21 protein-coding genes are annotated in these 25,597 nt (G+C 70.6%); 16 read left to right on the top strand and 5 right to left on the bottom strand.

The features are described 5' to 3' along the window. The first annotated feature begins 88 nt into the window (after positions 1-88). Together MRBLWH3_RS06240 and MRBLWH3_RS06235 are read left to right on the top strand one after the other, a co-directional pair. A complete protein-coding gene (locus MRBLWH3_RS06240) occupies positions 89-271 on the top strand; it encodes a PspC domain-containing protein (protein WP_116194548.1) in 183 nt (60 codons plus the stop codon). Between the two features lie 39 nt (positions 272-310). Beyond that, entirely contained in the window at positions 311-493 is a 183-nt protein-coding gene (locus tag MRBLWH3_RS06235; RefSeq protein WP_341994327.1) for a PspC domain-containing protein, read from the top strand. Positions 494-500: 7 nt separating this feature from the next. Here the strand turns inward: MRBLWH3_RS06235 and MRBLWH3_RS06230 are convergent, their stop codons facing one another. Further along, positions 501-974, bottom strand: a complete 474-nt coding sequence (locus MRBLWH3_RS06230) for a hypothetical protein (RefSeq protein ID WP_363429718.1) — start codon at positions 972-974, stop codon at positions 501-503. 111 nt (positions 975-1,085) lie between these two features. Between MRBLWH3_RS06230 and MRBLWH3_RS06225 the strand changes: the two genes are divergently transcribed. From MRBLWH3_RS06225 to MRBLWH3_RS06185, 9 genes are all read left to right on the top strand, one after another. After that, positions 1,086-5,930, top strand: coding sequence for an Lhr family ATP-dependent helicase (locus MRBLWH3_RS06225; protein ID WP_363429716.1), 4,845 nt, complete (start codon positions 1,086-1,088; stop codon positions 5,928-5,930). Then, the gene (locus tag MRBLWH3_RS06220) at positions 5,923-6,711 is read left to right on the top strand and encodes a DNA-formamidopyrimidine glycosylase family protein (RefSeq protein ID WP_363429714.1); all 789 of its coding nucleotides are present in this window, start codon (positions 5,923-5,925) and stop codon (positions 6,709-6,711) included. The genes MRBLWH3_RS06225 and MRBLWH3_RS06220 overlap by 8 nt, the downstream gene beginning before the upstream one ends. Before the next feature lie 308 nt (positions 6,712-7,019). Beyond that, complete coding sequence (locus MRBLWH3_RS06215; RefSeq protein ID WP_363435337.1) at positions 7,020-8,219, top strand: ABC transporter ATP-binding protein; 1,200 nt, start codon at positions 7,020-7,022, stop codon at positions 8,217-8,219. A 129-nt stretch (positions 8,220-8,348) separates the two neighbouring features. Then, positions 8,349-9,533 (top strand): polyamine ABC transporter substrate-binding protein, encoded by a 1,185-nt coding sequence (locus MRBLWH3_RS06210; protein WP_363429712.1) that lies wholly within the window; start codon positions 8,349-8,351, stop codon positions 9,531-9,533. After that, the gene (locus MRBLWH3_RS06205; protein ID WP_363429710.1) at positions 9,526-10,476 is read left to right on the top strand and encodes an ABC transporter permease; all 951 of its coding nucleotides are present in this window, start codon (positions 9,526-9,528) and stop codon (positions 10,474-10,476) included. Before MRBLWH3_RS06210 ends, MRBLWH3_RS06205 begins: the two co-directional genes overlap by 8 nt. Then, positions 10,473-11,393, top strand: coding sequence for an ABC transporter permease (locus tag MRBLWH3_RS06200; RefSeq protein ID WP_363429708.1), 921 nt, complete (start codon positions 10,473-10,475; stop codon positions 11,391-11,393). Before MRBLWH3_RS06205 ends, MRBLWH3_RS06200 begins: the two co-directional genes overlap by 4 nt. A 28-nt stretch (positions 11,394-11,421) precedes the next feature. Beyond that, positions 11,422-11,979, top strand: coding sequence for a cysteine hydrolase family protein (locus MRBLWH3_RS06195; RefSeq protein WP_363429706.1), 558 nt, complete (start codon positions 11,422-11,424; stop codon positions 11,977-11,979). Between the two features lie 112 nt (positions 11,980-12,091). After that, positions 12,092-13,522: an NAD(P)/FAD-dependent oxidoreductase gene (locus MRBLWH3_RS06190; protein WP_363429704.1), complete on the top strand. Its 1,431-nt coding sequence runs from the start codon at positions 12,092-12,094 to the stop codon at positions 13,520-13,522. Beyond that, a complete protein-coding gene (locus MRBLWH3_RS06185; protein WP_363429702.1) occupies positions 13,519-13,848 on the top strand; it encodes a cupin domain-containing protein in 330 nt (109 codons plus the stop codon). The genes MRBLWH3_RS06190 and MRBLWH3_RS06185 overlap by 4 nt, the downstream gene beginning before the upstream one ends. 5 nt (positions 13,849-13,853) lie before the next feature. Here the strand turns inward: MRBLWH3_RS06185 and MRBLWH3_RS06180 are convergent, their stop codons facing one another. Then, complete coding sequence (locus MRBLWH3_RS06180; protein ID WP_363429700.1) at positions 13,854-15,437, bottom strand: PucR family transcriptional regulator; 1,584 nt, start codon at positions 15,435-15,437, stop codon at positions 13,854-13,856. Between the two features lie 167 nt (positions 15,438-15,604). On the opposite strand from MRBLWH3_RS06180, the gene MRBLWH3_RS06175 reads away from it, so the two are divergent. The 4 genes from MRBLWH3_RS06175 to MRBLWH3_RS06160 all read left to right on the top strand — a co-directional run bounded on the left by MRBLWH3_RS06175 (position 15,605) and on the right by MRBLWH3_RS06160 (position 19,861). After that, on the top strand, positions 15,605-17,158 hold the full coding sequence (locus MRBLWH3_RS06175; protein WP_363429698.1) for a CoA-acylating methylmalonate-semialdehyde dehydrogenase: 1,554 nt from the start codon (positions 15,605-15,607) through the stop codon (positions 17,156-17,158). A 126-nt stretch (positions 17,159-17,284) separates the two neighbouring features. Next, positions 17,285-18,694, top strand: coding sequence for an aspartate aminotransferase family protein (locus MRBLWH3_RS06170; RefSeq protein WP_363429696.1), 1,410 nt, complete (start codon positions 17,285-17,287; stop codon positions 18,692-18,694). A gap of 146 nt (positions 18,695-18,840) precedes the next feature. Further along, on the top strand, positions 18,841-19,248 hold the full coding sequence (locus tag MRBLWH3_RS06165; RefSeq protein ID WP_363429695.1) for a transferase: 408 nt from the start codon (positions 18,841-18,843) through the stop codon (positions 19,246-19,248). 43 nt (positions 19,249-19,291) lie between these two features. Next, a complete protein-coding gene (locus tag MRBLWH3_RS06160) occupies positions 19,292-19,861 on the top strand; it encodes a thermonuclease family protein (protein ID WP_363429693.1) in 570 nt (189 codons plus the stop codon). A 4-nt stretch (positions 19,862-19,865) separates the two neighbouring features. Here MRBLWH3_RS06160 and MRBLWH3_RS06155 read toward each other — a convergent pair whose 3' ends face one another. Continuing rightward, positions 19,866-20,264 (bottom strand): DUF1304 domain-containing protein, encoded by a 399-nt coding sequence (locus MRBLWH3_RS06155; protein WP_363429691.1) that lies wholly within the window; start codon positions 20,262-20,264, stop codon positions 19,866-19,868. A 194-nt stretch (positions 20,265-20,458) separates the two neighbouring features. On the opposite strand from MRBLWH3_RS06155, the gene MRBLWH3_RS06150 reads away from it, so the two are divergent. Beyond that, complete coding sequence (locus tag MRBLWH3_RS06150) at positions 20,459-21,055, top strand: LysR substrate-binding domain-containing protein (RefSeq protein WP_363429689.1); 597 nt, start codon at positions 20,459-20,461, stop codon at positions 21,053-21,055. A 205-nt stretch (positions 21,056-21,260) separates the two neighbouring features. On the opposite strand, the gene MRBLWH3_RS06145 is transcribed toward MRBLWH3_RS06150, so the two are convergent. Together MRBLWH3_RS06145 and MRBLWH3_RS06140 are read right to left on the bottom strand one after the other, a co-directional pair. Further along, entirely contained in the window at positions 21,261-23,753 is a 2,493-nt protein-coding gene (locus tag MRBLWH3_RS06145) for a CHAT domain-containing protein (protein ID WP_363429687.1), read from the bottom strand. A 53-nt stretch (positions 23,754-23,806) separates the two neighbouring features. After that, the gene (locus MRBLWH3_RS06140; protein ID WP_363429685.1) at positions 23,807-25,522 is read right to left on the bottom strand and encodes a S8 family peptidase; all 1,716 of its coding nucleotides are present in this window, start codon (positions 25,520-25,522) and stop codon (positions 23,807-23,809) included. Between the last annotated feature and the right edge of the window lie 75 nt (positions 25,523-25,597).

The following is a 25,597-nucleotide window of genomic DNA, read 5'->3' as shown; positions in this document are numbered from 1 at the left end:
CGAGGGGGACGGATGCCGCGGCCCGGCCTCGCGCGGATCGGGGGCCTGCACCCGTGCGGTGACCCGCCGACGCGAGCAGGATGGAGGCATGAACGCACTCGTGAGACCTCAGCAGGGCCGATGGGTCGCCGGCGTCTGCGCCGCCATCGCCAACCGCTTCGGGTGGAACGTCACCCTCGTGCGCATCCTCACCGCGATCGCCGTCGTGTTCTTCGGGCTGTCGCTGTGGATCTACATCCTGCTCTGGATCATCGTGCCCTCGGAGCGCTGACCCCTGGCGCGGCGGGATTCTCCACGCCATGATGAACGCATGCATCGCCTGGTCCGCCCCGTAAAAGGGCGCATGATCGCGGGAGTCTGCCAGGGCATCGCCGACCGCTTCGGCTGCAGCGTGGTGCCGGTGCGCGTGCTCACGGTCGGCGCGACCGTGTTCTTCGGCGTCTCGATCCTGCTCTACCTGGTGCTCTGGATCCTCATGCCCGACGAGCGCTGAGTCGCGGTCAGGGCTGCTTCTTCTGGCGGCCCGGGGCGTTGTCGCTGTTGCCGGGGGCGACGGTCGACTCGGTCTCGTCCACCGGCGGCTGGGTCTCGGTGGGCGCCGGCTCCGGGGCGGGAACGGCGACGACCTCCTCCTCGGTGGCGCCGTCCGGCTCCGTGGCAGCATCCGTCTGCTCCACGGGGTCCGTCGTCGGCGTGCGAGCAGGCGACGGACGGGTTGTGGGGACGGATGCCGGGAGCCGGGGCTCGGAGACGGGCGCGGGGTCCGCGGGCCTCAGCGGGGACGGGTTCTGTGAGGCACCGAGGATCGTCGTGACGACCACCAGGAGCGAGAGTCCCAGTGCACCGCACAGCGCCCCGAGCCCGAACGTCTGCACGCGTCGCGAGCGCACCCACGAGCGGTCGGAGAGCGCCGGGTTGGTGCGGCGGGTGAGCGGAGCGGGGGCCGTGGGCTCGCTCGAGGGCATCGGTTCCATCACGGTCCTCGGCGGTGAGCGCGTGCCGGGGGTGCACGCACGCAGGGAGCTTACGCGACGGTCCTGGGTGGAACCTGCCCTGATGTCGGTGATCGCGACGAAGATGGAGTGATGGGCGACGTCCTCGAGCGGTTCGGTCCTGCCACGCAGGACTGGTTCCGCGGCGCGTTCCACGCGCCGACCGACGCCCAGAAGGGCGCGTGGCAGGCGATCTCCGCCGGCAAGCACGCGCTCGTGGTCGCGCCGACCGGCTCGGGCAAGACGCTGTCGGCCTTCCTCTGGGCGATCGACCGCGTGTTCCACGACAAGGCCACGGCGCCGCCGGCTCCCGAAGGCAAGAAGAAGCGCAGGACGGATGCTGCGGCCCCCGCCACCCGGATCCTCTACGTCTCTCCCCTCAAGGCCCTCGGCGTCGACGTCGAGCGCAACCTCCGCTCGCCCCTGGTCGGGATCGGGCAGTCGGCGCGGCGCCTCGGACTGACGGTGCCGGACGTGACGGTCGGCGTTCGGTCGGGTGACACGTCCGCGGGCGACCGGCGCAAGCTCGTACAGACACCGCCCGACATCCTCATCACGACGCCGGAGTCGCTGTACCTCATGCTGACGAGTCGGGCGGGCGAGACGCTGCGCGACGTGCACACGGTGATCGTCGACGAGGTGCATGCGGTCGCGGCGACCAAGCGCGGCGCGCATCTGGCGGTGAGTCTCGAACGCCTCGACGCGCTGCGCCGTTCCTTCCTCCCCGACGGCGCGCCGGCCCAGCGCATCGGGCTGTCGGCGACGGTGCGCCCGATCGACGAGGTGGCGCGGTTCCTCGGCGGTGCCGAGCCCGTCGAGATCGTCGCGCCGCGTTCGAGCAAGGCGTTCGACATGCAGGTCGTCGTGCCCATCGGCGACATGCTGAACCCGCCTCCGCCGCCGAGCGCATTCACGTCCGAGGGCGACGGCGCGTGGGAAGAGCCTGGCGCTGCGGATGAGCCGATCGACGAGGACTGGTTCGCCGACGGTCGGTCGACGGGCTCGAGACCGCGGGCGACCGGCGCCGGCGAGACGGAGATGACAGGGTCGGTCTGGCCCCACGTCGAGGAGGCGATCGTCGACCGCATCCTGCTGCACCGCTCGACCATCGTGTTCTGCAACTCGCGACGCCTCGCCGAGCGCCTCACCGGCCGGCTGAACGAGATCTACTCCGAGCGCCTCGGCCTCGATCTGCCCGACCAGACCGTACCCGCCGCCATGATGGCGCAGGCCGGCGCGACGGCAGGCGCCGACCCGGTGCTCGCGAAGGCGCACCACGGGTCGGTGTCGAAGGAGCAGCGGGCGCAGGTCGAGGAGGAGCTGAAGTCCGGCGTCCTCCGCTGCGTCGTGGCGACGTCGAGCCTCGAGCTCGGCATCGACATGGGGGCCGTCGACCTCGTGATCCAGGTCGAGGCGCCCCCGAGCGCCGCCTCGGGCCTGCAGCGAATCGGCCGCGCCGGTCACCAGGTCGGCGAGGTGAGCCGGGCCGCCCTGTTCCCGAAGCACCGCGGCGACGTGCTCCACACCGCGATCGTGACCGAGCGCATGCTCGCCGGTCAGATCGAGGCGATCGCCATCCCGCAGAACCCCCTCGACATCCTGGCGCAGCAGACCGTGGCCGCCGCCGCCGTCGGCCCCGTCGACGTCGAGGGCTGGTATGAGACGCTCAAGCGAAGCGCGCCGTTCCGCTCGCTCCCCCGGTCCGCCTACGAGGCGACGCTCGACCTCATCGCCGGCCGGTTCCCGTCCGACGAGTTCGCCGAGCTGCGTCCCCGTGTCGTCTGGGACCGCGACCTCGGCGTGCTGACCGGGCGCCCCGGCGCACAGCACATCGCCGTGACGAGCGGTGGCACGATCCCCGACCGCGGCCTCTTCGGCGTCTTCATCGCCGGAGAATCGCAGAACGCACGCGTCGGGGAGCTCGATGAAGAGATGGTCTACGAGTCGCGGGTCAACGACGTCTTCACCCTGGGCACCACGAGCTGGCGCATCGTCGAGATCACGCACGACCGGGTGAACGTGGTGCCCGCGTTCGGGCAGCCGGGCAAAGTCCCGTTCTGGCACGGCGACGGCATCGGCCGCCCCGCCGAGCTCGGCGAAGCGCTCGGCAGGTTCTCGCGAGAGGTGTCGGCGGCGAAGCCCGACAAGGCCGAGTTCCGGCTGCGCGAGGCGGGCCTCGACGAGTTCGCGCAAGACAACCTGCTGGCCTACCTGGCCGAGCAGCGCGAGGCCACCGGCACGCTGCCGACCGATCGCCAGCTCACGGTCGAGCGCGGCCGCGACGAGGTCGGCGACTGGCGCGTGATCCTGCACTCGCCGTACGGCATGCAGGTGCATGCGCCGTGGGCGCTTGCGGTGAACGCGCGCATCCGCGAGCGGCTGGGCGTCGACGGGTCGGCGGTCGCGAGCGACGACGGCATCATCGCCAGGATTCCGGATGCGACGGCCGAGCCCCCGGGCGCGGACCTCTTCGTCTTCGACCCTGACGAGCTCGATCAGATCGTGACCGAGGAGGTCGGCGGCTCCGCCTTGTTCGCCTCGCGATTCCGCGAGTGCGCTGCCCGCGCGCTGCTGATGCCCCGCCGCAACCCGGGCAAGCGCACGCCGCTGTGGCAGCAGCGCCAGCGGTCGGCGCAGCTGCTCGAGGTCGCTCGGCGCTACCCGACGTTCCCGATCATCCTCGAGACCCTCCGCGAGGTCCTTCAGGATGTCTACGACGTGCCGTCGCTCCTGCGTCTCATGCGCGGGATCAGCGAGCGCCGCATCCGTCTCATCGAGACGGAGCCCGCCCAGCCCTCGCCGTTCGCACGCGATCTCCTGTTCGGCTACGTCGGCGCGTTCATGTACGAGGGCGACTCGCCGCTGGCGGAGCGCCGCGCCGCGGCCCTCTCCGTCGATCCGGCGCTGCTGTCCGAGCTGCTCGGGAAGATCGAGATGCGCGAGCTCCTCGACCCCGACGTGATCGCCCAGTTCGAGCGCGAGGCGCAGCGGCTCGACCCCGAGCGCCGGGCACGCGGGCTCGAGGGCGTCGCCGACCTCCTGCGCCTCCTCGGTCCGCTCGACGCGGCCGAGGTGGCGGCCCGCCTCGAGGGCGGAGCCGCGCCCGAGGCGGTCGCCGCGATCGTCGAAGGGCGCGCTTCGAGGGACTCCGCGGCCGATGCCGCCCCCGAGACCGAGGCGTCCGCGCACCTCGACGCCCTCATCTCCGCGCGGCGCGCGATCCCCGTCACGATCGGGGGCATCACCCGCGTCTCCGCGATCGAAGACGCCGGGCGGCTGCGCGATGCGCTCGGCACGGCGTTGCCCGTCGGCATCCCCACCGCGTTCCTCGAGCCCGTGGCCGACCCGCTCGGCGACCTGGTGGCGCGGTACGCGCGCACCCACGGTCCCTTCACGGCGGATGCTGCGGCCGACCGCCTCGGCGTCGGCGTGGCGGTCGCGCACCTCACGCTGCAGCGACTCGAGTCGCAGGGACGCGTCACGAGCGGGTTCTTCCTGCCGGAGTCCCCGACGACGGCACGCGCCGATGAGGCGGAGTGGTGCGACACGGAGGTCCTGCGCCGGCTGCGCATGCGCTCCCTCGCCGCGATCCGCGGCAGCGTCGAGCCGGTGCCGCAGCACGCATACGCACGATTCCTGCCCGTGTGGCAGCACGTCACGCGTCCCCTCGAGGGCATCGACGGCGTCGCAGCGGTGGTGGAGCAGCTCGCGGGGGTGCCGATTCCGGCCAGCGCGTGGGAGTCGCTCGTGCTCCCGGCACGCGTCGCCGACTACAGCCCGGGCATGCTCGATGAGCTCACCGCCACCGGGGAGGTGGTGTGGTCGGGCCACGGCAGTCTTCCCGGCCGCGACGGCTGGATCGCACTTCACCCGGCGGACGCAGTGCCCCTCACGCTCGCTCTCCCCGACGAGGGCGAGGAGATCGTCCCGGGATCGCTCGACGCCCAGCTGCTGTCCGCGCTCGGCGGAGGCGGTGCCTACTTCGCCGCTCAGCTGCGCCAGACCACCGGTGCCGAGAACGAGCAGTCCGTGGTCGACGCCCTCTGGCGCTTGACGTGGTCGGGTCTGGTGACCAACGACACCTTCGCGCCGGTGCGGGCACTCGTCTCGGGCGGATCGCAGGCCCACCGCGTGAGCCGCCGCGCACCCCGGACCCGCCTGTACCGCGGCGCCGCGGTGCGGTCGGTGGCAGCATCCGTCCCCGCGCGTCCGCCCGCGATCGGCGGCCGATGGTCGCTGCTCCCCGCCGCCGAGCCCGACGCCGCCCTGAGGGCGACCGCGACGGCGAGTCTCCTCCTCGATCGCTACGGCGTGGTGACGCGAGGGGCGGTGCAATCCGCGGGGGTGCCCGGCGGATTCGCCCAGACGTACCGCGTGCTCGCCGGTTTCGAAGGGGCGGGCCATTGTCGCCGCGGCTACGTGATCGAGAAGCTGGGCGCGGCGCAGTTCGCGGCGTCGGCCACCGTCGACCGGCTGCGCGAGTACGCCGGCCTCCCCGATCCGCCGCCGCTCAGGGCGGTCACGCTGGCGGCGACCGACCCGGCCAACCCTTACGGGGCCGCGCTCGCCTGGCCCTCGCTCGAGGGCGTGTCGCACCGCCCCGGTCGCAAAGCGGGCGCCCTCGTCGTACTCGTCGACGGCGAGCTCACGCTGTACCTCGAGCGCGGCGGCAAGTCCGCACTCGCCTTCACCGGCGACGAAGCGGCGCTGGCCGCGGCCACCCGCGATCTCGCGGCGACGGCTCGCGCGCGGCGGCTCGACACCCTCACGATCGAGCAGGTGAACGGCGCGTTCGTGTATGGCACGTTCGTGGGCAAGACCCTCCGCGACGCCGGCTTCGTCGAGTCCCCGCGCGGGCTGACGCTGCGCCGCCTGACGGCAGGCGACGCTCTCCGACAGGCTCAGGGACCGGAGGACAGGGCGGGCGCGCGTGCCTGAGGGCGACACGGTCTTCCGCGCCGCCCGGCGACTGGATTCGGCTCTCGCCGGCGCCACCGTGTCGCGCTTCGAGTTACGCGTCCCTCAGCTGGCGACGGTCGATCTGCGCGGCGAGGTCGTGCACGATGTGGTCTCGCGCGGCAAGCATCTCCTTCATCGCATCGGATCGTGGACGCTCCACACGCATCTCAAGATGGAGGGTGAGTGGCACGTCTACCCTCGCGGTGAACGCTGGCACGCCCCCGCCTTCCGTGCGCGGGCGATCATCGGCGCGACGGCAACTGACGGCGCGGAGTGGGAGACCGTCGGGTTCGACCTCGCCGACATCACGCTCGTGCCCACGACAGCCGAGGACGACCTGGTCGGCTACCTCGGCCCCGATCCGCTCTCCGACTCCTGGGACCCCGAGGAAGCCACGCGGCGCCTGGCCGCCGACATCCGTGCGGTGCACGTCGCCGTGCAGGACCAGCGCAACATCGCGGGTTTCGGCAACGAGTACGCGAACGAGATCCTCTTCGTCCGCGGCGTCCTGCCCACCACACCGGCGAAGGAGACGGATGCCGCCGCCATCGTGGATCTCGGAGCCCGCATGATCCGCGCCAACCGCAACCGGGCCGGCCGCACCTTCACCGGTGACGCCCGCCCCGGTCGGTCGACGTGGGTGTACCGTCGCGAAGGCCGCCCGTGCCGTCGTTGCGGCACCCTGATCGAGGGTGGGAGCCTCGGCGCCGATCCGACGCGCGAGCGCATCGTCTTCTGGTGCCCCACGTGTCAGCGCTGAGCCCGGATCCCACGGAGCGTGGTCCGGGGTTTCAGAACGCTTTGGTCACGATACGCGGCGGACGAAGTGTCGCCCCGCGCTGCAGCATCCGCCCCCCGCGTTCGTGTCCGCGGTGAAACCGCGCGGTTCCCTGGCCGTTACACAACGTCGGACGATCTGTCGCACGGGCCGCCGTCGCCGAACAGAATGGTCCGGTTCGGTCGCCGATCCGTTGCGGGTGCCCACGTCGCCATATTGAATACCCCCACACCCGAAAGGTCGTGCAGCGTCGCGCGGCCGGCGATCAGAAGGACCCTCACGAGGTGACGATGTCCACAGGCATGGCGACCGCAGCGCAGGCGACGGCGGAGCAGGCTCCCACCGGCAGCGAGGGCGCGCGCGGGGCCGTCGTCCTGTCGGGGATCACGAAGTACTACGGCGAACAGCTCGCCGTCGACGATCTGTCGCTGCAGATCCAGCCGGGCGAGTTCATCTCGCTTCTCGGGCCGTCGGGTTGCGGCAAGACGACCACCCTGCGGATGATCGCGGGTTTCGAGCACCCGGATGCCGGCGACATCCGCATCTCCGGTCGCTCGGTGCTCGCCGCTGCGCCCTACAAGCGCGATGTCAACACCGTCTTCCAGGCCTATGCCCTGTTCCCGCACCTGTCGGTCGCCGAGAACGTCGCGTACGGGCTGCAGCAGCGCCGTACCCCGAAGGCCGAGGTGCGCGAGCGCGTCACCCAGGCGCTCGACATGGTGCAGATGCGCCGTTTCGGCGACCGCAAGCCGACGCAGCTGTCGGGCGGTCAGCAGCAGCGCATCGCGCTGGCCCGTGCGCTGGTGAACCGCCCCGCCGTCCTGCTGCTCGATGAGCCGCTCGGTGCGCTCGATCGCCAGCTGCGCGAGGAGATGCAGCTCGAGCTCAAGCTGCTGCAGTCGCGCCTGGGCATCACCTTCGTCTTCGTGACGCACGACCAGGGCGAGGCACTGTCGATGAGCGACCGCATCGCGATCATGCGTGCGGGCCGGATCGAACAGCTCGCCGACGCCGACACCGTCTACGCACGACCCGCTTCGGCGTACGTGGCGGCCTTCGTCGGGCAGCAGAACTTCTTCCGTGGCCCCGCCGCCGAGGCAGGGGCGGCGATCACCTCGCCGCACGCGCTGGTGCGCGCCACCTCACCCGTGCTCACGGCGACGAACCTCGGCGAGGCGGCCGTGCGTCCCGAGTTCATCCGCATCGAGAAGAACGCCCCGGCGGCGGGCGCGGGGGCCGAGGCGCTTCCCGAGGCCAACACCGCACGCGGCCAGCTGATCGGTGTCTCGCACCTCGGTGACACGATGCAGTACCTCGTGCAGCTCGGGCCGGACCAGAGCCTCATCGTGCGACGCCCGACGCCCGACGCGCCCGCACTCTCGATCGGCGACGCCGTCGTGTGCACGTGGGCGGCCCACCACGTGCTGCTGTTCCCCGCCGCCGACGACGCGGCGAAGCAGGGCGGTTACATCGCACCTCCGACCGCCTGACCGCACCATCCGCACCCGCCGCACGACCCGCTTGCCCGACGCACCACCCGCACGACCCCCAGTCCGACGCCCGCACGTAGCCGCAGCATCCGCTCGCACGGCTCCCGTTCTCGAATCCAGGAGTACCCGATGACTCAGCCTCGTACCCCGCTCCGCATCCTCGCTCCCGAGGGCGTCGCGCCCCTCATCGCGCGCGAGCTGTCGCGTCGGCGGTTCCTGAGTCTCGCCGCGCTGGCCGGCGGCGCCACCGTGCTGGCCGCCTGCGCTCCCGGCGGCAGCGGCTCCCCCGCCCCTCAGGCGACCGGCGGCGCCCTCGAGGACAGCCTGTCGGTGTACACATGGGCCGAGTACGACGCGCCCGAGGTCGTCGAGGCGTTCACCGCCGAGCTCGGGCCGAAGGTCACCCTCGACTCGTACGGATCGAACGAGGAGCTCATCGCCAAACTCGTCGCCGCGAAGGGGACATCGGGCTACGACATCGTCGTACCCACGGGTGTCTTCATTCCGCAGATGATCGAGCAGGGACTTCTGCAGAAGCTCAACAAGGACCTCTTGCCCAACCTCTCGAACATGGACCCGGCGTTCCTCGGCCGCGCATGGGATCCGGGCAACGACTACTCCATCTGCAAGGCGTGGGGCACGACGGGCTATGTCTATGACAAGACCGTCATCACCCGCGAACTGACCACGTGGGCCGACTATTTCGACGCCGCCCAGAACGAGGCGAGCGGCAAGACCGCGATGTCGGACGACCCTGCGGGCGTCGTCGGTTCGTACTTCTGGGCCAACGATCTGGACTGGAACACCGACGACCCTGCCGAGCTCGAGGCGGCCCGCGCCTTCCTCGTGGAGAAGATCGCCCCCCACGTGGCGGCATTCGATTCCGCGGCCGGCGCCAACACCATCCCGCAGGGCACCCATGCCCTGCTCATGGCCTGGAACGGCGACGCGCGGCTCGGCATCCAGGAGTCGTCCGAGCCCGACCGCTGGCAGTGGGTGCTGCCCGGCCCGCAGACCGAGCTCTGGATGGACAACTGGGCGATCGCGACCGGGGCAGCCCACCCCGAAGCGGCTCACGCCTTCATCAACTTCGCCATGGTCCCCGAGAACCAGCTGCTGAACCTCGAGTGGGTCGGCTACAACGTCGGTGGCAAAGACATGCAGGCTGCGGCCGAGGACGCCGAGGTCGAGCGTCTCGACATGATCTTCTTCACGCCCGAGCAGCTCGAGAGCATGCACGAGCAGGTGATCAACGACTCGCTGAGCACGCGCGTGGAGATCTACAACGAGGTGAAGGCTGCGGCCGGTGCGTAAGCGCGCCACCGGCGCCGTCGGCCCCGCGCTCGCGGTCCCTGCCTGGGCGTGGCTGCTCGTCTTCTTCGTCGCACCGGTCGCGATGGTCGTGTGGTTCAGCTTCGGCTACAAGCCCGGCGTGTTCGGCACCCACGCCAACGACATCCTGTCGTTCGACCGGTACGTCGAGGCCATCTCGCCGACGTTCCTCGCGACGTTCCAGAACACGCTGTGGGTGGGGATCATCGGCACCGTGCTCTGCTTCGCGATCGGAGCGCCGGTCGCGTACTGGATGGCCTTCAAGGTCAAGCCGCAGCGCCGCGGCATCCTGATCGCCCTCGTCCTCGTGCCGTTCTGGACCAACTTCCTCGTCCGGACCATCGGCTGGCAGGTGATCCTCGCCCCCGAGGGATGGCTCTCGACACTGCTTCAGGGAATCGGCGTGCTCGACGGACCGCTCGAGCTGCTGTACACGCGCACCGCCGTGATCATCGGCGTCGTGTACAACTACCTGCCGCTGATGATCCTCCCGCTGTTCGTGGCGTTCGATCGGGTCGGGCCGGCGCTGCGCGAGGCGTCCAAGGACCTGGGCGCCGGCAAGATCACGACGTTCTTCCGCGTCACGCTCCCGCTGTCGCAGCCGGGCATCGTCGCCGGCGTCCTGCTGGTGTTCATCCCGCTGATGGGCGACTACATCACCGCGACGGTGCTGGGCGGTGCGAAGGGCAACATGGTGGGCCAGCTCGTCGCGGGACAGTTCCAGACCGCGCAGAACTGGGCCCTCGGATCGGCCATGGCCGTGCTGCTCATGCTCCTGATCATGGTCGCGATCGGGGTGTGCGCGGTGATCATCTGGCTCATCGCGCAGCCGTTCCGCTCGCGCAACCGGCTGGTCCTGGGGCCGGTTCCCGCGACCGCGGAGACGGATGCTGCGCCCGCAGCGCCACTGGAGGTGACGACGTGACCACGCAGACCGAGACCGAGACGATCCTGCAGGCCGGGACGCACGAGGACCGCCGGGGCGCCGCGCCGCGCCGGCGCGCCCACAGGTCGTGGTCGGACATCGCCTTCGGCGTGTGGGGAGTGCTCGTCATGCTCTTCCTGTTCCTGCCGATCATCGTGATCGTCGTCCACTCGTTCAACACCGGCCGCCTGCTGGCGGTGTGGGACGGCTTCGGCTTCGACGCCTTCGGTTCGATCCTCGTGAAGCCGGCGATCCAGAACGCCGTGAGGGTGTCGCTCATCACCGCGCTGATCGCGGCGATCATCGCGACGGTCCTGGGGACCCTTGCGGGCATCGCCATGGCACGGCATCCCGGCAAATGGGTGTGGTGGTTCCTCGGGCTCCTGCTCCTGGTGTCGGTGACCCCCGAGATCGTCGACGCGGTCGCCCTGCTCCCGTTCCTGGTGTTCCTCGGACAAGACCTCGGCATGACGATGTTCAACGACGGCATCGTACGCCTGTCGGTGGGCTCGTCACTGTTCGCGACAGCGGTGGTGTCGTACATCGTGCGCGCCCGGCTGGTGGGTCAGGACGCTCAGCTGGAAGAGGCCTCCGCCGATCTCTACGCCAAGCCGTTCACCACCTTCCGCCGGGTCACGCTCGCCCTCGCGATGCCCGCGGTGCTCGCCGGCTTCCTGCTGGCGTTCACGCTGAGTCTCGACAACACGATCGTGGCCGCGTTCGTGCAGGTGTCGGGCACGACGCCGTGGCCCGTCTATGTGCTGAGTGCGCTGCGGACCGGTCTGCGCCCCGAGATCGCCGCGGTGTCGACGATCATGCTCGTCCTGACCCTCGTCGCCCTCGCTCTGGTGGCACTCGTGCTCAAGCGTGCGGGCGATTCCGCGACGCAGATCGCCCGCACGATGACGGGCGGCTGATCCGGTTGCACGACCCTATGCTGTTGCGGTGACCCGGCTCCTGCTCCTCATCGACATCCAGCGCGACTACTTTCCGGGAGGGCGGCATCCGCTCGTCGACCCGGATGCCGCCGCCGATGCCGCCGCGCGACTGCTCGCGGGATTCCGTACGTCGGGTGAGCGTGTCGTGCACGTGCAGCACGTGTGGGACGGACCGGATGCCGCCTTCTTCGCCTCCGGAACCCCCGGCGTCGAATTCGATCCGCGTGTCGCGCCCGACGGCGAGGAGCACGTCGTCGTCAAGCACGAGCCGAACGCGTTCCTGGGCACCGGGCTCGAGTCGCTGCTGCGTGCAGCGGATGCCGACGAGATCGTCGTGGCCGGCATGATGTCGAGCATGTGCGTCGACGCCACCGTGCGCGCGGCGTCCGATCTCGGCTTCCGCATCGCGGTCGCACAGGATGCGTGCGCCGCGCCCGACCTCGCCTACGACGGCCGCACCGTACCGGGCGCGCAGGTGCACCTCGCCTTCATGGCGGCGCTCGACGGCACGTACGCCCGCGTCGCCGACGTCGATGCGCTGATCGGCGAGCTCGTCACCGGCTGACGCCACGACAACCTGTCCGGCCCGCCGGACAACTTCCGACACGGAGGGCCTGCATCGACTCGGCCGACGGGTGAGGATGGGAGCACCACACACCGCATCGGAGTTGATAACCGTGGGCACGACCGTCTTCGAACGACAGCGGCCGGCAGCATCCGTCGTCCAGCACTCCCTCGCCCAGGCGAGGCACTCGGTGTTCTGGCGCGACGACCTTCCCGACAGCCTCCTGCCCGATCGACCCGCGCTCGTCGGCACGCACCGCGCCGACCTGGTCGTCGTCGGCGGCGGCTACACCGGGCTGTGGACGGCGCTTCTCGCGACCGAGCGCGACCCCGACGCGAAGGTCGTCGTCGTCGAGGCGCAGCGCATCGGGTGGGCAGCGTCCGGTCGCAACGGCGGATTCTGCGAGGCCAGTCTCACCCACGGCCACGAGAACGGCATGGCCCGCTGGCCGAAGGAGATGCCGACCCTCGACCGCCTGGGCCATGAGAACCTGGATGCGATCGAGGCGTCCGAGGCCCGATTCGGCATGGACTTCCAGTTCGAACGCACGGGACAGCTCGCTCCGGCCGTCGAGCCGCACCAGGTGGAGTGGCTGAAGGAGTGGGCAGCCGACGGCGAGGAGGGCGTGGTCTATCTCGATCAGGCCGAGGCCCAGGCATCCGTCCACTCCCCCACGTACCTCGCGGCGGTCTGGGAGAAGAACGCGTGCGGCATGGTCCACCCCGCGCGAATGGCCGCCGAGCTCGCTCGCGTCTGCGAGGAGCGTGGCGTCGTGATCTTCGAGCGCTCGCACGTGACCGGGCTCGACACGAGCGGACCCGGTGTGGTCGTGATCACCCCCGACGGGCGGGTGGAGGCGTCCCATGCTGCGCTCGGCACGAACGTCTTCCCGTCGCTCATCAAGCGCAACCGGCTCATGACGGTCCCCGTCTACGACTACGTGCTCATGACGGAGCCGCTCACCGGCGCGCAGGTCGACTCGATCGGCTGGCAAGACCGCCAGGGAATCGGCGACATGGCGAACCAGTTCCACTACTACCGGATCACCAAGGACAACCGGATCCTGTTCGGCGGCTACGACGCGATCTACCGGTACGGCCGCAAGATGAACGCCGAGTACGAGAACCGGCCCGAGACCTGGGCCAAGCTCGCGAGTCATTTCTTCACCACCTTCCCGCAGCTCGAAGGGTTGCGCTTCACGCACCAGTGGGCCGGAGCGATCGACACGTCGACCCAGTTCACGGCGTTCTTCGGCACCGCCCGGGACCGCCGCGTCGCGTACGCCGCGGGCTTCACGGGACTCGGCGTCGGATCGACCCGCTTCGCCGGCGAGGTCATGCTCGATCTGCTCGACGGCGTCAAGAACGAACGCACAGAGCTCGAGATGGTCCGCAAGCGGCCGCTCCCGTTCCCGCCCGAGCCCGCCGCGTCGATGGGCATCAACGCGACCCGCTGGTCGCTCGACCGTGCCGACCACAACAAGGGCAAGCGCAACCTCCTGCTGAAGACGCTCGATGCGCTGGGCCTGGGATTCGACTCGTGAACCCCGCAATCGTGACGGATGCCGCGTCCCTCGCACTCGACCTGGAACCGCTGCCCGCCGACCAGGTGGTGGAGGGCACCCCGGCGACCGGCCACGCCGAGCTGACCGAGACCATCGGGGTGTGGGAGCACACGCCCGGCACGTCGACCGACGTCGAGACGGACGAGGTCTTCGTCGTGCTCTCCGGCTCGGCGACGGTGTCGTTCGATGATCTGGCACTCGAGCCGATCGAGCTCCGCGCGGGGTCGGTGGTACGCCTGACGGCCGGGATGCGCACGGTCTGGACGGTGACCGAGACACTGCGCAAGGTCTACATCGCCGGCTGAGCCCTTCAGCGTCCTGCCGACCTCCGCACCAGCAGCGCGAGGTGCAGCGCGGTCTGAGTCTCACCGTCGTCGAGATCGGAGCCGAGCAGCTCCTCGATGAGGGCGATCCGCTGATAGAACACAGACCGGGACAGATGCGATGCTCCGGCCGCCGCCGTGCGGTTGCCCGGGTGAGCGAGCATCGCCTCGAGAACGTCGAGCAGGTCGCCCGACCGAGACAGGTCGTAGGAGATCAGCGGGGCCAGCATCCGCTCGCCGTGCTCGAGCACGCGGTGGTCGTCGCGCAGGGCGGTCACCAACTGCACGAGCGGGCGGTTCTCGGCGCGACGCAGATGCGGACCGCGTCCCGGGCGACGCCGTCGGCCGCCCGCGAGATCCACCGCCTCGTGCACCGAGGCGAGCGCGGCGTCGATGCCTTCGGCACCGCGTCCCACTGACACCGTCACGCGCTCCACGTCGCCGGCGTCGACGAGCGCGCGCACGAAATCGACCACGGCGGCATCGTCGAACACGGCGTCCGGCGGCAACGAGACCAGCATCGTCGCCGCGGGGGCGGCGACACCCGCAGGCGCCGAGCCCGCAAGCGCGCGCCCTCGCAGGGTACGGGCCGCAGCATCCGCTCGCTCCACTGCGACCGGGGCTCCCGACACGACCAGTCCGTAAAGCTTGGCCCCTCGTAACGGAAGGCCGGCGGCCTCAAGACGAGCGGCGGCGCCGCCGACACCGGCGAAGCGCCCGGCGAGCAGCCCATCCACCAGACGACGCCGGCCGATACGCGCCCATTCGTCGGCATCGCCGTCTGCGAGCCGGCCGACCGCGAGGGCGATCGCACCCTGCTCGAGCACGGCCATGCGCCCCGCAGCGTGCTCGGGCCCGGGCAGCGCGATGAGATTCCCCCAGCGGATGCCGCGTGCCTCGACCGGGACGATCAGCCAGTCGTCCGCGCCGGCCGGGATGCCACGCTCGCGGCGCTGCTCGCAACGCCGGTGGGCGGAGCGCGACCGGAGCTCCCACTCGGTGAAGAGCTCCTCCTCCATCGCGAGGGGAACCTCTGAGGCCACGACCTCGTAGGCCAGGTTCTCGAGCACGATGGGCGCGCCGAGGGTCTGCGCGAGCTGGTGGACGATGAAGTCCGCGGGCGATCCGCGCAGCACCAGCGCCGTGAAGCGCTCGCGCACCTCGTCGCGGGCGCGCAGCGCGTCGGTCTGCCCTGTGATGATGCGACTGTGGACTGCCTCGGTGACCGTGACGAACTTGAGCTCGCGGTGGAGCACGACGAGGGCGAGGCCGCGGTCGCGAGCAGCCTCCACGACCACGGCGGGGACGTAGCGATAGTGCGTACCCAGTTCGAGCACGAGGCCGGAGAGTCCTGCGTCAGCGAGCTCGTCGATGAACCGACGCAGCTCGGCGGGCTCGATCGGCCACGACGAGCCGGTCGACAGCAGCAGTTCGCCGCCGTTCAGCAGGCGCGCGACGCCCGCGCTGTCGGACACGTGCAGCCATCGCACGCGCGCATCGAGCGCGTCGTCGCCGACGAGCACTTCGGGAACACCCTGCGCGACCGCGTCCAGCGCGATCACATCGCGCACGGTCGGGAGGATTTCATCTGCGGATCGATCTGCCGGACGATCCGTGTGGATCGTCCGATCTTCGCGACGGTCAGGCACCGTGGTCGCCCCTTCTTCTCTGACAGGCTGGGACATGCCAAGCCTAGAGGATCGCCGCACGATCTGTCCGACTCCGAGAAGGAACTCCCATGAGCATCACCGACACCTCCGTCGCCATGACCGGCGCCGACGCCGACGTCCGCGTCATCTCGCATTGGATCGACGGGGCCGAGCATGCGTCGTCGTCGGGTCGGACGGCGCCGGTGTACAACCCCGCCACGGGCGCGGTCTCGGCGCGGGTGGCCCTCGCGGATGAGGCGGAGATCGACGGGGCGATCGCGTCGGCCGAGGCCGGGTTCCGGGTGTGGAAGGAGTTCTCGATCGCGAAGCGTCAGTCGGTGTTGTTCGCCTTCCGGGAGCTGCTGAACGCCCGCAAGGGCGAGTTGGCGGAGATCGTGACCGCGGAGCACGGCAAGGTGCTCTCGGACGCGATGGGTGAGATCCTGCGCGGTCAAGAGGTGGTGGAGCTGGCGTGCGGGTTCCCGCATCTGATCAAGGGTGCGTTCAGTGAGAACGCGTCGACCGGGATCGATGTGTACTCGCTGAAGCAGCCGCTGGGGGTGGTGGGGGTGATCTCGCCGTTCAACTTCCCGGTGATGGTGCCGCTGTGGTTCGTGCCGATCGCGATCGCCGCGGGCAACGCGGTGATCCTCAAGCCCAGTGAGAAGGACCCGTCGGCGGCGCTGTGGCTGGCGGAGCTGTGGCAGGAAGCCGGGCTCCCCGACGGCGTGTTCACGGTGCTGCAGGGCGACAAGCTGGCCGTGGACGGGCTGCTGACGAGCCCGGTGGTGCAGTCGATCTCGTTCGTCGGGTCCACGCCGATCGCGCAGTACATCTACGAGACCGCCTCCAAGCACGGCAAGCGGGTGCAGGCGCTGGGCGGTGCGAAGAACCACATGCTGGTGCTGCCGGACGCGGACCTGGACCTGGTCGCCGACCAGGCGGTGAACGCCGGGTACGGTGCCGCCGGGGAACGCTGCATGGCCATCAGCGTGGTCCTCGCCGTCGAGCCGGTCGCGGACGAGCTTATCGCGAAGATCGCCGACCGCATCGGCACGCTCAAGATCGGCAACGGGGCGGGGGTGGACGGTGTCGAGCCGGACATGGGGCCGCTGATCACCGACATCCACCGTGACAAGGTGTCCTCCTATGTCGACATCGCCGAAGCCGATGGTGCCACCATCGTCGTCGACGGCCGTGGCTACACGGTGGACGGACATGAGGGCGGGTTCTTCTTCGGCCCCACCCTGATCGACGAGATCCCCACCACCAGCCGCGCCTACCAGGAGGAGATCTTCGGGCCGGTGCTGTCCGTCGTGCGCGTCGCCTCCTACGACGAGGGCCTCGACCTGATCAACAGTGGCCAGTTCGGCAACGGCACCGCGATCTTCACCAACGACGGCGGTGCCGCCCGCCGGTTCCAGAACGAGGTGCAGGTCGGCATGATCGGCATCAACGTGCCCATCCCCGTCCCCGTCGCCTACCACTCCTTCGGCGGCTGGAAGGCCTCCCTGTTCGGCGACGCGAAAGCCTACGGCGTCCACGGATTCGACTTCTTCACCCGCGAGAAGGCCATCACCAGCCGCTGGCTCGACCCCGCCAGCCACGGCGGCATCAACCTCGGCTTCCCCCAGAACAACTGACCCCAGCCGCTGCACTCGGCGTTGTGCGCAGGGGCTGACGCGTTTCGACTCTGCGTTTCGACTCGCAAGCTCACTCAACGACCACGCTCCTCGCTCGCTCAACGACCGGGAGAAAGGACCGATCCCATGACCGACACGCTCGCAGACACCGCCGTCTACACCGACCCCACCGGCGTAGCCCGGCCACTTCCCGACCCGGAGGCCGATGCCCGCGTTCGCGCGGACGACCGAGGCCACGTGTTCCACTCGTGGAGCGCGCAGGCGCTCATCGATCCCCTGCCCATCGCGGCGGGCGAGGGCTCCACTTTCTGGGACTACTCGGGCAACGCCTACCTCGACTTCAGCTCGCAGCTGGTGAACCTCAACCTCGGGCACCAGCATCCGGATCTCGTCGCGGCCATCCAGCAGCAGGCCGGCCGCCTGGCGACGATCCAGCCGTCGCTGGCGAACGACGTGCGCGGCGAGCTGGCCCGGCGCATCGCCGAGGTCGCGGGCGACGGGTTCGAGAAGGTGTTCTTCACCAACGGCGGCGCCGACGCGAACGAGAACGCCGTGCGCATGGCGCGCCTGGTCACCGGCCGCCGCAAGGTGCTGTCGATGTACCGCAGCTACCACGGCAACACCACGACCGCGATCTCGCTCACCGGCGACCCGCGGCGCTGGCCGAACGAGCCTGGCGACGGCTCGACGGCCAAGTTCTTCGGCCCGTACCTCTACCGCTCGGCGTTCCACTCGTCGACCCCCGTGGAGGAGACCCAGCGCGCCCTCGAGCACCTCGAGCAGACCATCGTGCTCGAGGGTGCCTCGACCATCGCCGCCATCGTCATCGAGACGATCGTCGGCACGAACGGCGTGCTGATCCCGCCGCCCGGCTACCTCGCCGGCGTGCGCGCGCTGTGCGACCGCTACGGCATCGTCTACATCGCCGACGAGGTCATGGTCGGCTTCGGACGCGTGGGCGAATGGTTCGCCTTCCAGGCGTTCGACGTGCAGCCCGACCTCATCACCTTCGCGAAGGGCGTGAACTCGGGCTACGTGCCGCTCGGCGGCGTCGTGATCTCCGACCCCATCGCGGCGCACTTCGACACGGTCGCGTTCCCCGGCGGGCTGACATACTCGGGTCACCCGCTCGCGTGCGCCGCAGGCGTGGCGACGTTCGAGGTCTTCGCGCGCGACGGCATCCTCGAGCGCGTGCGCGACCTCGGCTCGCGCGTGGTCGAGCCTCGCCTCCGCGACCTCGCGGCGCGGCATCCGTCCGTCGGCGACGTGCGCGGCATGGGCCTCTTCTGGGCGATCGAACTCGTCAAGGACCGCGAGACGCGCGAACAGCTCGTGCCGTTCAATGCGAGCGGGACGGATGCCGCACCCGTCGCCGCCGTCGCTGCGGCGTGCAAGCGCGACGGTGTGTGGCCGTTCACGCACTTCAACCGCGTCCACGTGGCCCCGCCGCTCGTGATCACCGAGGATGAACTGATGCGCGGCCTCGACGTGATCGACCGGGCGCTCTCGGCCGCCGACGAGTACGTGGCGCGGTGACTCGATTCCGCCTCGAAGGCCCCGCATTCCCTGGGATGCGGGGCCTTCGTCGACCGTCACCGAATCGTTCCGATGCGCGGGAATGATTCTCCCCGCGCCACGGTTATTTCTGTACTCAGCACTCTGTGCTGCTCCAGGAGGGGACCGTGGGCAAGAACTACATCGACATCGAGAACGACCAGGGCGAGACGCTGCGCTACCGCAAGCACGTCAATGGCCGTGGCCTGATCGCGCATGGAGCGAAGGTGCACCCGAGCGCCGTCGTCGAAGCGGGGGCGTATGTCGAACCGGGCGTGCAGATCGCCGCAGGCGCGCACGTCGGCCGTGGCGTGTGGGTCGAGACGGATGCCGTGATCGGCCCCGACGTCGAGATCGCACCCCACGCCCACATCGGTCCTCGTGCCGCCATCGGCCCGCGTGCCAAGATCGGCGTCCGCACGCAGGTCGGTCACGACGCCCGTGTGGCGGGAGGCTCGCTCATCGGAGACGACCAGACCATCGCCGACGGCGAGCGCGTCGCCACCGACAAGCGCGGACTACGCCTGGCGGCCTGAGTCCCGGCCGCGACACGTCGCGGGTACGTCATAGGCTCGTGACGTGGTCAGACGCGTCCTCATCGGCATCCTCGTGCTCGTCCTCTCGGGCGCGGCAGTGTGGTGGTTCCTGGGGCGTGAGAGCGATTCGGCCGAGGTCGGCGTCACGGCCCCGGACGGGTCCGCGACGATGCCCGCGATTCCGGCGGGTGCGTTCGAGATGACCGTGGAGAGAGTCCACGACGGCGATACGCTGCGCGCCCACGTCGCGGAGCCGAATGCGGTCGTCGGCGACCTCGGGTCGACGCGCGTGCGCCTCCTCGGCATCGACACTCCGGAGATCTCCCCCGTGGTCGACTGCTGGGGATCGGAGGCGACGGCGAGGCTCACGGCCCTCGTGCCGGCCGGATCGACGATCTGGGTGGCGCCCGATGCCGAGGTGCACGACCAGTACGGCAGGACGCTGCTCTACGTCTGGACTCCCGACGGCCGCTTCGTCAACGGCGAGCTCGTGGCGCAGGGCGACGCGCGCGTCGAGGTCTACTCCCCGAATCGCACCCAGGAGGCGCTCCTGCGCTCGCTCGAGGCGAATGCCGTCGCATCCGGAGCCGGCCGGTGGGGCGCGTGCGACTGAGCGCTCAGGCGAACAGGAAGAGGACGAAGCCGATGAGCGGCAGCGTTCCCTGGATGAGCGCCGCGCGCAGGTATCGCACGCCCGTCGTCAGCAGCACGAGCGCCGCCGCCACCATCGAGCCCAGGCTGAACAGCACGAGCGCGAGGCCCGCGGCGCTCACGGGCGAGCCGTCGGCTCCCGCGTAGATCAGGACCAGCCCGATCACCACGCCGATCGCGAGGAACAGGTTGTAGAACCCCTGGTTGTACGCCATCGGCTTCGTGGTGTCGGCGGCGGCCTGATCCGCGACGCCGAAGCGCTTCCAGATCTTGGGCTGTGTCCATTGCACGCTCTCCATCACGAAGATGTACACGTGCAGCAGCGCCGCCAGCGCCGCGAAGACCGTCGCGAGGATCGTCACCATGAGCGAACGATATCGCCCGGGCTACGCTGAACGGTATGGCGAAGGGCGGGTCGCGCACAGGCGGACGAGGACGCGGCTCCGCGGGCAAGCGCCCCGGCACGGCATCCCGCTCCGCAGCGAACGCGAAACCCGCGAAGCCTCGTCGGCCGCAGCCGTCGCCCGGGCCCTCGCCGACACCGCCTGACGACGCACCCATGCCCGCCACCTTCACCCTCGGCGCGATCCCCGGGGCGACACCCGGCAAGTGGATCGACACCTGGAAGGAGCGGATGCCGCGCACGAGCCTGGATCTCGTGCCCCTGGCGTTCGCCTACCAGCGGCAGGCGCTGCGCGCCGGCGAGGTCGACGCGGCCCTCGTGCGGCTGCCGATCGACAAGGACGGGCTCCACGTCATCCCGCTGTACGACGAGGTGCCCGTCGTCGTGTGCGCGAAGGATTCGCACCTGACCGCCGCCGAAGAGCTCGCCGCGGCCGACCTCGAGGGCGAGGTGCTCATCGTTCCCGGCGACGACGTGCTCGGCATCCGTCTTCCTGGAACGCTCGCCCCTCGGTTCACCGCTCCGGCGGACACGGGCGAGGCGATCGCCACCGTCGCGGCGGGCGTGGGGATCGTGGTCGTGCCCATGTCGCTCGCGCGACTGCACCACCGCAAGGACGTCGAGTACCGGCCGCTGCGCGACGGACCGATCTCGACGGTTGCACTCGCCTGGGACGCCGACCGGACGACGCCCGCCGTCGACGCGTTCGTCGGGATCGTGCGCGGCCGCACGGCGAACTCCTCGCGCGGCTGACCGCGCCGCCGAGGGCGAGGACGAGGGGTGCCACCCCAGTCCCCAGTGCGGCACCCCTCAAGGATCGGCGCTGAAGACCCGCAGCCCGATCTGCGTTCCCCAAGGGTCTTCCGCCCCGCTCCCCGACCCCCCGTCGGGATGCGCGAGCCGTTCCGCTGACCAGGAGCCCGTCGCATCCGTCCTGATACATGGACGGCGGAAATTCTCAGAAGCCGGCGCCGTGCACCTGGAACGGGGCGACGATGCCGGTACGCCGGGATGCCTCGGCCAGCGCCTCCGAGGGTGCGATACCCGCAGCCAGGCCCTCGTGCATCGCAGCCAGCAGCTCGCACGCTTCATCGTCCGCGATGACGACGGGAGCCGCTACCACGCTTCGGGCTCCTGCATGCAGCCACACTCGCGTCATCCCGACCGCCTCTTCATGCCAGCGGATCGAGGAACGACCGACCTCGCACGCAGACAGCACGACGGTGTGCGGCACGTTCTCGATGAGATCGACGTCATAGCCGAACAGCGTGCCGTCGTGCAGTTGGAGGCCTGAGAACAGCGGGTGCTCCGCCGAGTGCCGCCCGTGCGCGGCGACGTGAAGCAGATCGGCGTGCGAAGCGGCCGCCGTCAACGCGGCCACAGAGGCGTCCGCGTCGCGAAGCACGAGGGCCTCGGGCCAGGCGACCGCGGCCCGCGCCACCTCCTCGGCCGCACGCTCGACGCGGGGCCCCGCGGCGAGCGCCACCCGACGTACCGGAGCCTGCCCTCTCGTCGCCAGCCACTGCGAGGCCGACGTGGCGACGGTGAACACCCGTCCGCGCAGCGCCGGGAGAAGCGCCCACGGGATGCCGCCGAGAATACCCGGCACGGTGAGCACGAGCCTGCGGTCACCCACGATGCCCATCACCGGGTCGAGAAGCGAAGCGGACAGCGCGGCGACCCGCTCATCGAGCGATCGCTGCACCACTGCCGCCATCGGACCGCCACGCACCGCGGCGCTCACATCGGCTTCCGCGCGCAGTGCGGCGACCGCGCGCGCGACCTCCGGCCACCGTTCGATCCGCACGACGCGCGCGGTGTCGCGACGCGTCGCGACCGCCACCATCCCGGTGCGGTCGAAGACGAACGACACCGAGGCCGTCGACTCGTCGAGGCCCGCTTGGAGCTCGGCCAACGAGGCACGCCGTCGCCGTCCGGCGGCGCCTGAGGTCGCCCACTGGCGCTGCCGCAGTTGCTCGCCGAGCACTCGCGCACGTTCGGAAGCCAGCCAATCCGCTCCGCCCTCTGCTCGCAGCGCGCGCAGCTCAGCAAGGTCGGTGGCGAGTTCGGGGTCGGGCGGCGGGCGCAGGGGAACGACCTGCTGGCTGAGGAAGCGCGCCCGCTCCGACCACTCGAACACCGCGTCGGGCCGCATCGAGCGCACCGCCGACTGGAGGCCCGCGTAGACGAGGCCGTCTCCGTACATCACCAGCGACGTGGCGAGATCCAGGCTGCCGTAAGAGGCCTGCCAGTCGCTCAGGGCATCGAGGCCTGCGGCCGCGCGCTGCCGCGCCAGCCCTTCGCGTCCTTGAGCAAGCGCCTGCGCGGCCTGCACCTGGCGTGTGAGGAGGGTGAGCTGGATCGGGGCGCTCCTGCGGACCCGGACGGGTCCATCGGGTCCGCCGTCAGACCCGGTCCGCGCACGCCATAGGCGGGCGGTGAGTTCGACGGCCTCGGCCTCGGCGTCGAGCAGGTGCGCGCGAAGGGCGTCGGCGATCCGATCCGCCTCGTCGATGTCGACGTGTCCCGACCACCCGGCCGGGGCAGGGACTGCCCGGCCACCGGCTCGCCCGTCCTGGAGCGAGGCGAGCAGAGCCGCCCGCAGCCGGACGCCGTCGGCGCGCAGCGCCCACCACTCCGAACGCACGCGTCGGAACCGCCGGGCGGCGCCTCGAGCGACCTGCTCCGCACGCTCGGGCGCGTGCGTGAGCAGTGCCCGCGAGAGGTGGAACTCCGCTTCCGCGCGCGCCTGCGGCATCCGATTCGCGCCGAACGTCTGCGCCACCCGAACGAGGCTGCTCTCCGCTTCTGCGACCAGACCGGCATCGCGGAGCACCTCCGCCCGGTCCAGATCACAGATGGCCGCATTCACCGCGGACGCGGCGGCGAGCGCATCCCGTGCCGCCGCCATCGTCGACAGTGCGGCGATCAGATCGCCCTCCAGCAGGGCCACATACCCCGCGTTGTGCACCGCCATCGCGCGCTCGACGTCGTTGCCCGTCGCGGCATAGTCCGGTACCGCGCGTTCGAGGTCCGCCCGGGCAGCACGGAATCTGCCCGCCTGGCTGTGGGCAAGGCTGCGATTGAGCAGCATCGGGGCCCGGTGCTCGGCCTCGTCGCCGATGCCGTCGATCGCCCGGTCGAGCCAGCTCACCGCCTCATCGAGAGCGCCGCGCTCCAGCGCCAGCAGCCCGAGCTGTCCGTGAAGCATGGCGGAGGTCTGCGCCGACAGCCCGGGATACGCGAGTGCTTCCTCACACAGGTGGGCGGCCGCCTGCGGATCTCCCTGGCGTATCACCACGGCTGCCATCGAGCCGGCGATACGTGCCCGAAGATCCGGGTCGTCCGTGCGTGCGGCGGCGCGCGTGAGTTCGCGGCGCGCCGCCGCGTTGCGTCCCGCGTTGAGATGTGCCCGACCACGGCGGTACAGCTCGGCGGCGGTCAGCGTCATCCTCACAGCATGGCGCGAACCTCGGCGGGTGTCGATCGAGACACCGGTGCGCCTCAACCCGCGGGTGCGATGCGCTTCTCGAGCAAAGAGACGTCCTTCTCGTCTGCGTCATCGGTGACGACCTTCACCGCCGCCACCGCTGCCGCCACCGTCGGGTTCTTGCCCGGTGCGGCGGCCGCGGCGACGGGCCGCGGCCCCACGAGCTTCTCGGCGATGCGACCGGCGACGATGGGCGCGGCGAACGACGTGCCGCTCCACACCGCGAAGCCCGAACCGAAGTCGTCGATGTCGAGGGTCTGACGCCGCCGTCCGTACTCGTCGCTGGCGAGATCGGGTTGGATGCCGCCCTGGAAGTTCGTCGGGACCGTCGACAGCACCGACACCCCGCGAACGTACGTCTTCACCCATGCGCCCACATTCGAGAACAGCGCCACCGAGGCGAGCGACGGGTTCAGCGCGCCGACGGTCACGAGCGGCGCGATGTCGCCTTCGTCCGCGATGCCGCAGTCCGCCCCCTCCCAGTGGTGCAGCGACGCCGGGGCGGCCGGCCGGTCGGTCGCGTCGTTCCCGGCCGAGCACACGACCACCGTGCCGGCTGCCCGCAGTCTGCGCAGCAGGTCGTACAGTTCGCTGTCGACCGATTCCTGCTCGGGAGACTCGTGGTAGTAGCTGCACGACAGATTCACCACATCGATGCGGTGACCCGCCTTCTCGTCCTCGACGATCGCCACGAGGCGACCGAGTGCCCCGAGCAGTTCGCTCTCCCGGATCACGCCCTCTCCGTCGGCTACGCGCACCGGAAGGATCCGCGCCTCCGGGCAGGCTTGCAGCACGATGCCGGCGATGAACGTGCCGTGCCCGGCGGCGCTGTCGACCACGCCGTCGAGGGGCGATCCGAGCGAGGGATGGGTGTCGGGATCCGACACGGGATCGACGATGCCGATCTCGCCGTCATACAGCTTGGCCACGTCGGTGATGACGGCGTTCTTCAGCCACGGGTGTTCCCCACACCCCGTATCGAGGATCGCGACAACCGGGCGTTCCCCGAGCGGACGCGACGCGGGCGTGAGGTCCGGCCCCACGAACGCGACGGGCTGGCGCCCCCCGTACCCCGGATAGGCATAGCCCTCCAGCCCCGTGGGATTCCCCTTGAACGGGTTCCCCTTGAACGGATTGCCCTTGAAGGGGTTCCCCTTGAACGGGTTTCCCTTGAAGGGGTTCGATCCGAGGTCGTCGGTGGTCAGCAGGTGGTTGAGTCCCATACCCCTGATCCCGGTCTTCCTCGCCTCCACGAGCAGGCGCCACGCATCCGGCGGCACCTGCGGCGCGTCAGGCCGGGCATCGGGCGCCACCCGGATCCGCACCCGCTGCGTCTGGGCGACACCGTCACGACGCCTGCTCACGGCGGGCGCCGCCGCTCTTTCGGCGGTCTCGTCGTCGGAGCTCTCGGGGCCCCGCTCCGGGTCCTCCAGCGGCAGGCCGGCCACCGTCCACCCGAGCTTCGTCGCCACCGCCTCCAATTCGTCGAGGGCCTCGCTGCGAGGGTCGACCTGCGAGGCGTCGGCGTCGCGGGCGGCTTCGCGGGCTTCGGCGTCTGGTCGCTCGACCCTGGCCCACGGCGACATCAGCAGCACGTCCGGCTCGTAGACCGTCGGGGAGGCCTCACCTGCGGGCACGAGGCCCGGGTCGAGGATGGCACCGTGAATGGTACGGGCCTCCCGCTGACGCCACGTCAGGCGCGGACGGATCGGGTTCTGTGAGTCAGGCATGATTCCCCTTCGTGAATGACTCGGCATTGCACACAACGAATCGGATGCCTCGGCCGAGGCATCCGATTCCCTCTC

Origin of the sequence: Microbacterium sp. LWH3-1.2, assembly GCF_040675855.1 — a bacterium.
Lineage (GTDB): Bacteria > Actinomycetota > Actinomycetes > Actinomycetales > Microbacteriaceae > Microbacterium.
This window is presented reverse-complemented; position numbering and strand designations above follow the sequence as displayed.

Excerpts from the sequence above, each read along its gene's own strand:
- MRBLWH3_RS06170 (WP_363429696.1), top strand. The coding sequence starts at position 17,285 with ATGACCGACACGCTCGCAGACACCGCCGTCTACACCGACCCCACCGGC.
- MRBLWH3_RS06230 (WP_363429718.1), bottom strand. The coding sequence starts at position 974 with ATGGAACCGATGCCCTCGAGCGAGCCCACGGCCCCCGCTCCGCTCACC.
- MRBLWH3_RS06235 (WP_341994327.1), top strand. The coding sequence starts at position 311 with ATGCATCGCCTGGTCCGCCCCGTAAAAGGGCGCATGATCGCGGGAGTC.
- MRBLWH3_RS06150 (WP_363429689.1), top strand. The coding sequence starts at position 20,459 with ATGCCCGCCACCTTCACCCTCGGCGCGATCCCCGGGGCGACACCCGGC.
- MRBLWH3_RS06240 (WP_116194548.1), top strand. The coding sequence starts at position 89 with ATGAACGCACTCGTGAGACCTCAGCAGGGCCGATGGGTCGCCGGCGTC.
- MRBLWH3_RS06155 (WP_363429691.1), bottom strand. The coding sequence starts at position 20,264 with ATGGTGACGATCCTCGCGACGGTCTTCGCGGCGCTGGCGGCGCTGCTG.
- MRBLWH3_RS06175 (WP_363429698.1), top strand. The coding sequence starts at position 15,605 with ATGAGCATCACCGACACCTCCGTCGCCATGACCGGCGCCGACGCCGAC.
- MRBLWH3_RS06140 (WP_363429685.1), bottom strand. The coding sequence starts at position 25,522 with ATGCCTGACTCACAGAACCCGATCCGTCCGCGCCTGACGTGGCGTCAG.
- MRBLWH3_RS06225 (WP_363429716.1), top strand. The coding sequence starts at position 1,086 with ATGGGCGACGTCCTCGAGCGGTTCGGTCCTGCCACGCAGGACTGGTTC.
- MRBLWH3_RS06145 (WP_363429687.1), bottom strand. The coding sequence starts at position 23,753 with ATGACGCTGACCGCCGCCGAGCTGTACCGCCGTGGTCGGGCACATCTC.
- MRBLWH3_RS06215 (WP_363435337.1), top strand. The coding sequence starts at position 7,020 with ATGTCCACAGGCATGGCGACCGCAGCGCAGGCGACGGCGGAGCAGGCT.
- MRBLWH3_RS06210 (WP_363429712.1), top strand. The coding sequence starts at position 8,349 with ATGACTCAGCCTCGTACCCCGCTCCGCATCCTCGCTCCCGAGGGCGTC.